Annotated in this window: 10 protein-coding genes; 9 read left to right on the forward strand and 1 reads right to left on the reverse strand. The window is 40.6% G+C overall.

Annotation, left to right across the window (positions count from 1 at the left end):
• The 3 genes from rpsI to tsf form a co-directional block, all read left to right on the forward strand.
• Positions 1–171, forward strand: a 171-nt coding sequence (gene rpsI / locus QX565_RS02880; protein WP_289291209.1) for a 30S ribosomal protein S9, incomplete at its 5' end; no start/stop codon positions are given.
• A gap of 121 nt (positions 172–292) precedes the next feature.
• A complete protein-coding gene (rpsB, locus tag QX565_RS02885; protein ID WP_002562281.1) occupies positions 293–1,129 on the forward strand; it encodes a 30S ribosomal protein S2 in 837 nt (278 codons plus the stop codon).
• Between the two features lie 142 nt (positions 1,130–1,271).
• Positions 1,272–2,096 carry a translation elongation factor Ts gene (tsf, locus tag QX565_RS02890; RefSeq protein WP_195350428.1) on the forward strand — a complete coding sequence of 275 codons (825 nt, stop codon included), beginning with the start codon at positions 1,272–1,274 and terminating at the stop codon, positions 2,094–2,096.
• A 117-nt stretch (positions 2,097–2,213) separates the two neighbouring features.
• Here the strand turns inward: tsf and QX565_RS02895 are convergent, their stop codons facing one another.
• Positions 2,214–2,561 carry a translation initiation factor gene (locus QX565_RS02895; protein WP_002562279.1) on the reverse strand — a complete coding sequence of 116 codons (348 nt, stop codon included), beginning with the start codon at positions 2,559–2,561 and terminating at the stop codon, positions 2,214–2,216.
• 339 nt (positions 2,562–2,900) lie between these two features.
• On the opposite strand from QX565_RS02895, the gene QX565_RS02900 reads away from it, so the two are divergent.
• The 6 genes from QX565_RS02900 to ispF all read left to right on the forward strand — a co-directional run bounded on the left by QX565_RS02900 (position 2,901) and on the right by ispF (position 12,649).
• The gene (locus tag QX565_RS02900; RefSeq protein WP_289291181.1) at positions 2,901–5,513 is read left to right on the forward strand and encodes a DUF5686 and carboxypeptidase regulatory-like domain-containing protein; all 2,613 of its coding nucleotides are present in this window, start codon (positions 2,901–2,903) and stop codon (positions 5,511–5,513) included.
• Positions 5,514–5,614: 101 nt separating this feature from the next.
• On the forward strand, positions 5,615–6,277 hold the full coding sequence (locus QX565_RS02905) for a redox-sensing transcriptional repressor Rex (RefSeq protein ID WP_025867468.1): 663 nt from the start codon (positions 5,615–5,617) through the stop codon (positions 6,275–6,277).
• Positions 6,277–6,891: a fumarylacetoacetate hydrolase family protein gene (locus QX565_RS02910; protein WP_002562276.1), complete on the forward strand. Its 615-nt coding sequence runs from the start codon at positions 6,277–6,279 to the stop codon at positions 6,889–6,891. Before QX565_RS02905 ends, QX565_RS02910 begins: the two co-directional genes overlap by 1 nt.
• A gap of 84 nt (positions 6,892–6,975) precedes the next feature.
• The gene (gene porU / locus QX565_RS02915; protein WP_289291184.1) at positions 6,976–10,722 is read left to right on the forward strand and encodes a type IX secretion system sortase PorU; all 3,747 of its coding nucleotides are present in this window, start codon (positions 6,976–6,978) and stop codon (positions 10,720–10,722) included.
• A gap of 45 nt (positions 10,723–10,767) precedes the next feature.
• On the forward strand, positions 10,768–11,961 hold the full coding sequence (porV, locus tag QX565_RS02920; protein WP_221649743.1) for a type IX secretion system outer membrane channel protein PorV: 1,194 nt from the start codon (positions 10,768–10,770) through the stop codon (positions 11,959–11,961).
• Positions 11,962–12,160: 199 nt separating this feature from the next.
• A complete protein-coding gene (gene ispF, locus QX565_RS02925; RefSeq protein ID WP_002562273.1) occupies positions 12,161–12,649 on the forward strand; it encodes a 2-C-methyl-D-erythritol 2,4-cyclodiphosphate synthase in 489 nt (162 codons plus the stop codon).
• The last annotated feature ends 30 nt before the right edge of the window (positions 12,650–12,679 follow it).

Genomic DNA, 12,679 nt, shown 5'->3' on the forward strand with positions numbered 1-12,679 from the left:
CAGTCTCAAGCATTGCGTTTAGCTATTGCTCGTGCACTGGTTAAGATGAATGCTGAAGATAAAGCTGCTCTTCGTGCAGAAGGCTTTATGACTCGTGACCCGCGTTCTGTTGAGCGTAAGAAACCGGGACAGCCGAAAGCTCGTAGAAGATTCCAGTTCAGCAAGCGTTAATGGGCTGCCTGACCGAGGAATATGTTTAGTATCTAAACTACTGGGACTCTGCTCATAGACTACCCGGCGGTTGGTTTAGAAAAAACAAAAAAGAAAGTAAACGATTTAAAGAAAAAACAAGATGTCAAGAACAAATTTTGATACATTACTGGAAGCCGGTTGCCACTTCGGACACCTTAAAAGAAAGTGGAACCCCGCAATGGCTCCTTATATTTTCATGGAACGCAATGGTATTCACATCATTGACCTCCACAAAACTGTTGCAAAAGTAGACGAAGCTGCTGAAGCTTTGAAACAAATTGCAAAATCAGGCAAGAAAGTCCTTTTTGTTGCTACTAAAAAACAAGCTAAACAAGTTGTAGCTGATAAAGCTGCATCTGTAAATATGCCTTATGTTATCGAACGCTGGCCGGGTGGTATGTTGACTAACTTCCCTACTATCCGTAAGGCTGTGAAAAAGATGGCTACTATCGATAAGTTGACTAACGATGGTACTTACTCTAATCTTTCTAAAAGAGAAATCCTTCAGATCTCTCGTCAGCGTGCTAAGTTGGACAAAACATTGGGTTCTATCGCTGACCTGACTCGTTTGCCTTCTGCTCTGTTCGTAATTGACGTAATGAAAGAAAACATCGCTGTTCGCGAAGCTAACCGTTTGGGTATTCCTGTATTTGGTATTGTTGATACTAACTCAGATCCTTCAAATGTAGATTTCGTAATTCCGGCAAATGATGATGCTACTAAATCAATCGAAGTAATTCTTGAAGCTTGCTGCGCTGCTATGCAGGAAGGTTTGGAAGAAAGAAAAGCTGAGAAAATTGATATGGAAGCAGCTGGTGAAGCTCCTGCTAACAAAGGCAAGAAAAAATCAACTAAGGCTAGACTCGATAAGTCCGACGAAGAAGCAATCAATGCAGCTAAAGCTGCTGCTTTCATTAAGGAAGACGAAGAGGCTTAATATATTGTAAGTAGTCAGTAGTAAGTAGTTAAGTAGTAAGTAGCAATACTTCTACTTTTTGTAGCCAACATTCTACTTGACTACTTAACTACTTAATACTTGACTACTTTTTTTATAAACGAACTTAAAATAGGAAAATATTATGGCTGTAACAATGGCTGATATAACCAAGCTGCGCAAAATGACCGGAGCTGGTATGATGGATTGCAAAAATGCGTTGACAGAAGCTAATGGTGACTTTGATGGCGCTATGAAAATTATCCGTGAAAAAGGACAGGCAGTTGCTGCAAAACGTTCTGACCGCGAAGCTTCAGAAGGTTGTGTACTCGTGAAAGTTGCTGATGGTTTTGGGGCTATCATTGCTTTGAAATGCGAAACTGACTTCGTTGCTAAAAATGAAGATTTTATTAAATTAACTCAGGATATTCTGGATGCTGCTGTAGCTAACAAGTGCAAGACTCTGGAAGAAGTACAGGCTTTGCCAATGGGTGACGTTACTATTGCTCAGGCTGTAACAGACAGAAGTGGTATCACTGGAGAAAAAATGGAACTGGATGGTTACATGACTCTGGAAGGTTCTGCTATTGCTACTTACAACCACCAGGGTAAGAACTTCCTTTGTACAATGGTTGCTTTGAGCAAAGAAGTAGATCCGAAGGTTGGTCACGAGGTTGCTATGCAGGTTGCTGCAATGAACCCGATTGCAGTGGACGAAGCTGGTGTACCTGCTGATGTATTGGAAAAAGAAAAAGAAATTGCAGCTGACAAAGCTCGTCAGGAAGGTAAACCTGAGAACATGATTGAAAAGATCGCTATGGGTCGTATCAGCAAGTTCTACAAAGAGGTTTGCTTGTTGAAGCAAGAATACATTCAGGATGGTAAAATGACTGTTGCTGAATACCTGAAGTCAGTAGATAAAGATCTGACTGTTACTGCATTCAAACGCTTTACTTTAAGAGCTGAATAATTCAGTAATAAAAAATATAAAAACGGCCGCTCGGAAATAGTTCCATAGCGGCCGTTTTCTTGTTTTGCATTATATATTATTCATCGCCTGTCGCACCTCCCCGTGCGGGAAGCACCACTAACCTATGGGTTTGGTTCTTGTATAACCTTCTTTTTTTAGGAGTTCAAGTATTTTTTGTTTGAAATCGCCTTGTATCATGATTTCTCCATCTTTTGCTGCTCCTCCTACACCGCATTTGGTTTTTAGTTGCTTTCCCAATTCTTTCAGGTCATTGTCGGTACCGACAAAACCGGTGATGAGTGTTACTACCTTTCCACCCCGGTTTTTACGGTCCAGTTGTACGCGTAGGTTTTGCTGGGCGGGGGCAAGTGTTACCTGTTCCTCATCGTCATCCATTTCATAATTGAAATCCGGGTTTGTAGAATAAACCACATTCAATCGTTCTTTCCAGTCATTATTCTTCATATCATTTATTCTTTTATATAAGGTCAAAGATAATGCAAACCGGGAGTAGAATAAAATGAACTCATTCATTTTTTATGTCGAGGGGCAGCTTATCTTTGCTTTTGGGCAAAAGTAATATTTTGTATTGATCCTTGCAATCTTTTGTGCTTTTTGTCGTCTAATACATATATTATGATAAGTAGTAACTATGACAGCTTTTTATTGAAACGCAAATGATCGCAGATTAAATGGCTGCGCTATACTTGAGCGATGATATTCTTTGCGTGAATCTGCGATAATCTGCGTTTCAGTAATAGTATCATATAATTTAGAACGATTACTTAGTAAAACAAAACTGGAATGAAAAGATATTTATGGTTTATAATATTCTGTTTCTTAACTTTACCTTCTATAGCACAAGTGTTTAAAGGGAGAATTGCAAATGAGAAAGGAGAACCGGTGCCTTATGCATCTCTTTATTTGAAGGAATTGAGATGGGGATTTACTACAGATGATAATGGGTGCTTTCAAACAGAACTTAAACCTGGACATTATACTTGTGAGATTTCTTCGCTGGGATATACAGGTCAGAGTCTTTCTATACAGATGCCTGCCGGTGGATTAGAGAAGAATGTTGTACTTGCTGAACGTATCTATTCTCTGAATGAGGTAAGTGTGGTGAAAGGAGCGGAAGATCCTGCGTATGCCGTTATGCGAAGAGCGATAGCCAATGCGCCCTATTATCGGACTCAAGTAACTGGTTTTACTGCTGAAACCTATTTGAAGGGTACAGGGAAAGTGAAAAGTATTCCTGCTGTATTAAAACTATCCAAGGAGGTAAGAACGGAGTCGAAGAAAATGTTGGGGAAACTTTTCTTGCTGGAAGAACAGCGTAAAGTTACGTTCAAAGCTCCCAATACTTGGAAAGATACGGTGAAAGCTTATAGTAATACTTTTCCGGAAGAGATTAAGATAAGCATGGGGCTGGCAACTGTCAATCTTTATAATCCTACCATTTTTGATAAGGTATCTCCATTGAGTAAAGGTGCCTTTTCTTATTACCGTTTCAAAATGGAAGGCTTTTATGCCGAAGGTGGTCATATGATAAATAAAATCAAGGTGATTCCTAAGAAAGATAATCCGCAATTAGTGGCGGGCGATCTGTATATTGTTGAAGATCTCTGGTGTGTTTCTGCAGCCAGTCTTTCGGTTCGTATGAGCGGATTAAAAGCCATGGTAAAAGTGACTTGTAAAGAAGTGCAGCCTTCTGCTTTTTTAGCTACTTCTACCAGTATGGAATGCACAATTGATATGATGGGGCTCAAGGCGGAAGCGTCTTATTTAGCTTCGGTACATTATGAACGTGTAGAAACTGTTGGCGGATCTGGGATACAGGAACAAAAGACATCTAAGGCTACGGTAGCTGATCCAAAAATCACGAAGAAACAGGAAAAGGTACAGAAGCAGATAAAAGAACTCTCTGCAAAAGAAGATTTGACAATGAGCGAGGCTTATAAGTTATCCAAGCTGATGGAGAAATCAATTGTAACGTCCGATACGTTAAAATCTGAGCATAAGTATGAGCGGAGATCACTTGCCGACCGTTGGAATGTAGCAACTGACTCATTGGCAGATAAAAAAGATTCTCTCTACTGGGCGGCAGTTCGTAGTGTTCCTTTAAAACCGGAAGAGATCCAAAGTTATATTAATAAAGAAAAATTGATAGCTCCGAAAGATTCACTTCGGAAAGATAGTGTAAAAGGACGTTCTATCACAAGAAAGGTTTTGCAGGCTTTTTTTGTAGAAGATACATACCGGACTAAGAACAAAAAGGCTTGGTTAAGTTTATATGGATTGCCTTCATACATTCCTGAATATAATTTTGTGGATGGATTCTGGTTAGGAGCGCGTTTGGAAGGGGGAATTAAATTATCGGAGACTGCAACTCTTCGGCTATCTCCATCCATCTATTATACTACTGCCCGTAAATCGCTGGTAGGAGAAGGGAAAATAACATTGAATTATGCTCCGCGGCGTAATGGACAATTTTTATTGTCGGGTGGTGTACTTTCTTCCGATTATAATGGAGAAAGCGGAGAATCCAGGTTAATAAACTCTGTTGCTTCCTCTTTCTTTGGGCGCAATGATGTGAAGTTGTATGATAAGCGTTTCTTGTTTATTGGGCATGAAATAGAGTTGACCAATGGGTTGCTTTTTTCTGCATCACTTACCTGGCAGCAACGCAAAATGCTGGAGAATCATATATCGAGGAGCTGGTTTAAGCGAAAAGCAGAACCTAATATTCCCGCCAATAGTTCTTTTGTACCGATGCCAGAGAATGAATTATTAAAAGCTTCGTTTGTGTTGGAATATACACCGGCACATTATTACCGAATGATACGTGGAAGAAAAGTTTATGAGGAGTCTCGCTTTCCAACCTTTACACTCCGTTATGACCGTGCATTTCCTTTGGATGGAATGAAACCATCCCCTTCTTATCATCTGACTGAGTTTTCGGCGCGGCAAAAGGTTGAATTCGGCATGTTTAATAATTTTAATTGGTATGTGAATGCAGGTGCTTTTGGGGATGTTGACAAGATGCAATTTCCCGATTTTAAACATTTTGCAACAACAAGTCTGCCGTTTACGGAACGAACGTTTGATACGGGCTTCGCTTTGCTTGATAACTACGCTTATTCTAATAACACCCGTTGGGCGCAGGCCAATCTTTCCTGGTATACTCCTTATCTGTTGTTGAAGCAACTTCCTTTTCTGAGAAAGAAGAGGTTTGATGAAGCGTTGCATCTCCGTTCGGTAGTTGTATATGGCCGGAAATCTTATACGGAAATAGGTTATTCTGTGGGACTTTCTGAAATACTACGGGCGGGAGTTTTTGTAGGTTTTGATTGCCTGAAGTTTCATTCGGTTGGAGTATCTGTAAGTATTCCTTTGGCAATGTTCAGGGAGTATTAAGTTGCTATGTAGAAATAATGTTAAGCTTCTATGACATCTCTGTTGTATTTCAGAAAAAATAATGTAAATTTGCCAATCTCTAATCTTAAAGCATGAAAGAAGTGACAATGGATCGTCAGATACAGCATAAAGATAATATGAGGGTGCCGGAACCTACTTTGCGCAGACTACCGTGGTACTTGTCTAATGTTAAGTTGCTGAAGCAGAGAGGGGAACGTTACGTTTCTTCTACACAGATATCCAAGGAAATCAATGTAGATGCTTCACAGATTGCGAAAGACTTGTCTTACGTTAATATTTCCGGGCGTACGCGTGTGGGCTATGAGGTAGATACCTTAATTGCTGTTCTGGAGCACTTTCTTGGCTTTACAGATATTCATAAAGCTTTTCTTTTTGGTGTTGGTAGTTTGGGTGGAGCATTGTTGCAGGACTCAGGCTTGAAACACTTTGGTCTGGAAATAGTGGCTGCTTTCGATGTGAATCCTGCTTTGGTAGGTACCAGTCTGAATGGTATTCCTATTTTTCATTCGGATGAATTTGCAAAGAAGATGCAGGAATATGACGTACATATTGGTGTGCTTACTGTTCCTATTGAGATAGCGCAATGTATTACTGATGTAATGGTGGCGGGAGGCATTAAAGCTGTTTGGAACTTTACACCGTTCCGTATCCGTGTTCCTGAAAATATCGTAGTACAGAATACTTCCCTTTATGCCCATTTGGCTGTTATGTTTAACCGATTGAATTTTAACGAAATCAAATAATGAAGATTATCGCTGTAGGAATGAACTATACTCAGCACAATAAAGAGCTGGGACATACGTTAATAAATCAAGAGCCGGTTATCTTCATGAAGCCCGATTCGGCGATACTGAAAGACGGTAAGCCATTCTTTATCCCCGACTTTTCGGACGAGGTGCATTATGAAACAGAATTGGTAGTACGCATTAACCGCTTAGGTAAGAATATCGCCCCACGTTTTGCGCATCGTTACTATGATGCAGTGACCGTTGGAATTGATTTTACTGCTCGTGATCTGCAACGCCGTTTTCGTGAATTCGGCGGACCTTGGGAACTCTGTAAGGGATTCGATAGCTCGGCAGCTATTGGCACATTTGTCCCGGTTGAACGCTTTGCTGATATTCAGCAGTTACATTTTAACCTGACAATTGACGGACAAGAGGTGCAGAGTGGATGTACGGCAGACATGTTATTTCATGTGGATGATATTATTGCGTATGTGAGCCGTTTTGTGACATTGAAAATTGGCGACCTGTTATTTACGGGTACTCCCGCAGGAGTAGGTCCCGTTAGTGTAGGTCAGCACCTGCAAGGATACCTTGAAGGAGATAAGCTACTCGATTTTTATATAAGGTAATATGCCTGTTTGCCAATAGAATGTTGGCTGCGTGATAACATTTGCATGGTAACCGGCACATTAGCAAATTAATCTATGCTTATTATGTACAGGGTACTTTACATTCTCATATTGTTTATCGTATTTCCGGTTTCAGCTCAGGATCGTTTTATTACGCTGGACTGGCAGAAGTTACCTGCTGTCCAAACTCTTCCGGAAATTTCTGAAAGCATTCCTTTGTCTGACGATTTCTATTTAAATAACTATGATGTAAAGATTGAGTTTCCGGAGTTTGTAGATCTGACTCCCGAAGCTGTCGTTGAGCTAATAGCGAAAGGGGTAACTTTGCCCGATTATCCTCAGGCTGAGGTTTCTGTAGTTACATCTGCTGATAAAGCTTCTTTAAATGTACGGTTCGTTCCGGTAGTTTACCGGAAGGGAATTTATCAACGCATTAATTCTTTTAAGCTTTCTGTTATTAGTACACCGATTTCTGCTACTACCCTTGCAGCAACAAGAGCAGCCACATTAGCAACTACTGAAAATTCAGTTCTTTCTTCCGGACGATTTGTGAAAATACGTGTCTCTGATACCGGAGTTTATCGTATTACGCAGGCTGAATTAAGGAAAATGGGATTCTTTAATCCGGATAAGGTGCGGATCTATGGTTATGGGGGGTATCTGCTTTCGGAGAAATTCTCAGAGCACCCCGCTGATGATCTTCCCGAGGTGCCTTTATATCGTGGAGGCGATGGAGTCTTGTTTTATGCCCGTGGTACCCTTCATTGGAAGAAAACCGGTGATACTTTTGTCCGTATAAAGAATTTCTATTCGGATAATGCTTATTACTTCCTGACGGAGAGTGATGAAAAGCCGGCCGAGTTTCCTGTGGAAGATGGTACCGGTAGCAGTTCTAATATTATTGAGACTTTCGATGCATATGCTTTGCATGAGACAGATGCTTATTCATGGGCGGCTTCAGGGCGGGAGTTATATGATTCTTATGACTATGTGGTAGGTAATTCACAAAGTTATTCTTTTACTCTTCCCAATATCACCGATGAAAGTGGCCGTATCCGGGTTGTTTTTACGGCAAGGTCTTTGGGAGCAGGCTCTTCCGGTAACACTACAATGACAGTTGCTATTGATGGACAAAATATTGGTACACAAGTTATTCCTGGAATTAATTCGAATAGCGTTAATGCTCATTATATAAAGGCGGGTGAAGGTACATTAGATCAACTCTGGACAGGTGATAAGTCGGAATCTGTTACTGTAAAGCTTACTCATAATCGTGCTTCCGGTATTTCAGGACGATTGAATTATATTATCTTGAATTATAAACAACGGCTACAGATGAATGGAGGGGCTCTTGCGTTTCGTGCTTTACAATCTCAGGGGCAAGCAAGTACATTTGTTATTTCCGGTGCAAATTCTTCTACTGTTGTATGGGATGTTACTTCGCCTTCAGAATATAAACAGATCAAAGGAACTTTGAGTGGAGACACTTATACCTTTACTATTCCAGCTAGTAATATCCTGCGTGAATTTGTGGCAGTTAATACTTCGGCTTCTTTTGGTGGAGTAGAGAGTATGGGAGATGTTTCTAATCAGAACCTTCATGCATTGAAGGGTATTGACATGGTGATTATTGTGCCGGACAGAACTGCTTTTGTTCAGCAAGCCGAACGTTTGGCAGAGGCACATCGTGACAAGGATGGGCTTACTGTAGAGGTAGTGAAAGCTTCACAAGTATACAATGAATTTTCATCCGGAACTCCGGATGCTACGGCTTATCGTCGTTTTATGAAGATGCTGTATGATAAAGCGACTTCTGCCGAAGATCGAATTAAGTATCTATTACTTTTTGGAGATTGTAGTTATGATAATCGCATGATTACAGCAAGTTGGAGGAATTATAAACCTTCTGATTTCCTGCTTTCTTTCCAGTTTCCAAACTCGGTGGATGAGACACAGTCTTATATGACTGACGATTATTTTGGTTTTGTAAAAGGTGAAGTGAGTTCGCTGACCAGTGGTATTCCTGATATTGGTGTAGGTCGTTTTCCTGTTCGTGTGGTTGATGAAGCCAAAGCTGTGGTTGATAAGACAATTGATTATATATATAATAAGAATGCAGGTCCTTGGAAGCGGATGACTTGCTTTGTTGGAGATGATGCGGCAGGGAATGATGATGATATAGGCTTTATGGAACAGGCTAGTGATCTTGCCGATAGAGTAAATAAGACCCTTTCTGGTATGCGCGGAGAACGTATCCTTGCAGATGCTTATAAGAGAGAATCTTCAGCTACAGGCTATAGTTATCCTCAGGCAAATAAGCGGTTATTGCAATTGTTAGATCAGGGCTTGTTGCTCGTTAATTATACAGGGCATAGTGGTACAACTTCCTGGTCATCAGAAAATTTATTGACTTCTGCTGATGTTGTAAATCTATCATCTCCTCGTTTATCTATATGGTTTACCGCATCATGTGAGTTTACTCGTTTTGATGCGGAGGCTACTTCAGCTGGTGAATTAGCTCTGTTGAATAAGAAAGGGGGAGCTATTGCGATGGTTTCGGCTGCAAGAGTAGTATATGATGATCCAAACAAAATCTTGAATAATAACTTTGTGGATAAGTTATTTACTCTACAGGATGGTAAACGATTGCGGTTGGGAGATATAGTTCGATTAGCAAAGTTGGCAGCAAGTAGTGATGGGGGAAATAGATTGAATTTCAATCTGATGGGGGATCCTGCCATAATGCCTACTTATCCTGATTATAAAGTGGTAGTGGATGAGTTCGATGGTCCTCCGTCTGATGAATTGCCTTTTATGAGAGCTGGTGCTAAAGTGACGGTGAAAGGACATATTCTTACTCCTGATGGTAAGCCTGCTGATGATTTTACAGGAACGGTTCACCCCTTGGTTTATGATAGCAAGGAGACTATTAGTACCCTTAATACGTTAAATAAGGGAGCTGTGACTTATACTGATCATAACAAGATTCTTTTCTCCGGAATGGATTCTGTACGTAATGGTCGCTTTGAACTGACTTTCCCTGTGCCGTTAGATATTAATTATTCCAATGAGCAGGGGTTGTTGAATCTCTATGCTTGTGATGCCGATAAGCGGGAAGCTGGTGGTGTTTTTGATCGTTTTCTCGTAGGAGGAACAGCCGATGATATTCCTACCTCTGGTGAAGGGCCTGATATAATGGTATATCTGAATACTCCTGATTTTCCATGGGGAGGCTTAGTGAATGAAACACCTTATTTTGTAGCGGAATTGGAGGATGAAGATGGAATCAATACTGTAGGAAACGGTATTGGACATGATCTTTCTCTTTGTATTGATGGTAAACTTACCTATTCTTTGAATGATTATTATACTCCGGTTGCAGGTAGTTATACCAAGGGGACAGCTGCATTTTCAATTCCGGCCCTGTCTGAGGGTAAGCATACTCTTACTTTCCGTGCCTGGGATATCATGAATAATTCTTCTGTGAAATCTTTGGAATTTGAAGTTGTGAAAGGGTTGCGCCCCGGATTGTTCTCTATAACTTGCAGCAAGAGTCCGGCTCGTGAAAGTACTACATTTATTCTTTCGCATGACCGCCCTGGTTCAGAGCTGAATGTACGTATAGCTGTATGTGACTTTGCAGGTCGGGAGTTATGGGTACACAATGAACAGGGAATATCTTCCGGTGGTTATTATTATGTAGACTGGGATCTATGTAGTAACGCCGGTCAGCGTCTGTCACCGGGTATTTATCTTTACCGTGCTTCTATTACTTCCGGTGATAGTAAGGAGAGTACGAAAACCGAGAAAATAGTCATTCTGGCACAATAAATCAGTGAAAATCCGGTTTATATGTACACATCCATAAGATTGGTTATGAAGAAAATATTTATATCATTTCTACTGTTTTTTGCTTTCTCTGTCAGTTTGTGGGCACAGAAAGATCAGTTCAATCCTATCAATACAGGTGTCAATTCACTCGGCATTGCTCCCGACTCACGTGGTGGTGGTATGGGAGACGTAGGTGCTGCTACCGACCCGGATAACAACTCACAATACTGGAATCCGGCAAAGTATCCGTTTACGATTGGGCGCGCAGGTGTATCTATCTCCTATACTCCCTGGTTGCGTAAATTGGTTAATGATATTGACTTGGCTTATCTGGCCGGATATTATCGCATTGGTGATTACCAAGCGATCAGTGGTTCGTTACGCTATTTCTCTTTGGGTGAAGTGCCTATGGGAGGGGATGCTACAACAGGTTCTACCTATAGCATCAGTCCTTATGAAATGGCAGTAGATGTGGCTTATTCGCGTATGCTATCCGAGCGTTTTTCTGCTGCTGTTGCTTTGCGCTATATCTACTCTGATTTGGCTTATAAACAGGATGAGGAGGTCTCTCCCGGTTCTGCATTTGCTGCTGATATCGCTTTCTATTATACAAATTATATCATGCTTGCGCAGCGTGAGTGTATGTTGTCTTTCGGGTTAAACCTTTCTAATATTGGTACGAAAATCTCTTATGATGGAGGTAATTCCAGCCAGTTTCTGCCTACTAATTTTCGTTTAGGTGGTTCGTTGTTGGCTCCGATAGACGATTATAATACGATAGCTTTCAGTCTTGATATAAATAAACTGATGGTACCTACGCGTCCGACTTTTGAGCAATATAAAGAAAAGTTCGGTGAAGATATGACCCAGGCAGAGTATACCCAGTGGTTACAAACAGAGGGCTATAATGATATCTCTCCAATCAAAGGTATTTTTAAATCCTTCAGTGATGCTCCCGGCGGTTTCAAGGAAGAGTTGCAAGAGATTCAATGGTCTTTAGGAGTAGAATATACTTATCATAACCAATTCTCCGTTCGTGGTGGTTATCACTATGAACATGAAAACAAGGGTAATCGTAAGTACTTCTCTTTTGGTGCCGGATTTAAGATGAGTGTATTCTCTCTTGATGCTGCTTACCTGGTGTCTACTGCGCAAAGCAATCCGCTTGACCAGACACTGCGTTTCACATTAGGTTTTGATCTTGACGGTATCAGAGATTTATTTGGTCGTCGGAGATAACTTCGGAATAATACAAATAGAACAAGAGGATGTGTCAAAGATTTTACTGACACGTCCTCTTCTTTTTTAGTAGCTTTTCTTACTTCTGCTACGTGAATAATCCTAAAAAAGTCATCCAACTTCGATGTAATCCGGAGAAAAATGGATAGCTTCGGGCTGAAATTAATTTTTTACTGATTTTAAAGAAAAAGATATAAAGATGAAGATACGTGTAGGCTTTGGGTTTGACGTTCATCAGTTGGTAGAAGGACGTGAATTATGGTTAGGAGGTATTCTCCTGGAACATGAAAAAGGATTATTAGGGCACTCTGATGCAGACGTTCTGATACATGCAATTTGTGACGCTTTACTGGGAGCTGCCAATATGCGTGATATTGGTTATCACTTTCCCGATACAGCCGGAGAGTTTAAGAATGTTGACAGTAAGATATTATTAAAGAGAACTGTTGAATTGATTGCAACCAAGGGGTATAGAGTAGGAAATATCGATGCTACTATCTGTGCAGAACGTCCGAAACTGAAAGCACATATTTCTGTTATGCAGACGAAACTCGCAGAAGTGATGGATATAGATGTGGATGACGTTTCTATTAAAGCTACAACAACAGAGAAGTTGGGCTTTACAGGTCGCGAAGAAGGTATATCGGCCTATGCCACTGTATTGATTGAAAAAACGGATTGTAAATAAACTACCCAAACACATATTCTAACCTTTAAA

The organism is Bacteroides sp. 41_26 (assembly GCF_949740115.1).
Classification (GTDB): Bacteria; Bacteroidota; Bacteroidia; order Bacteroidales; family Bacteroidaceae; genus Bacteroides; species Bacteroides nordii.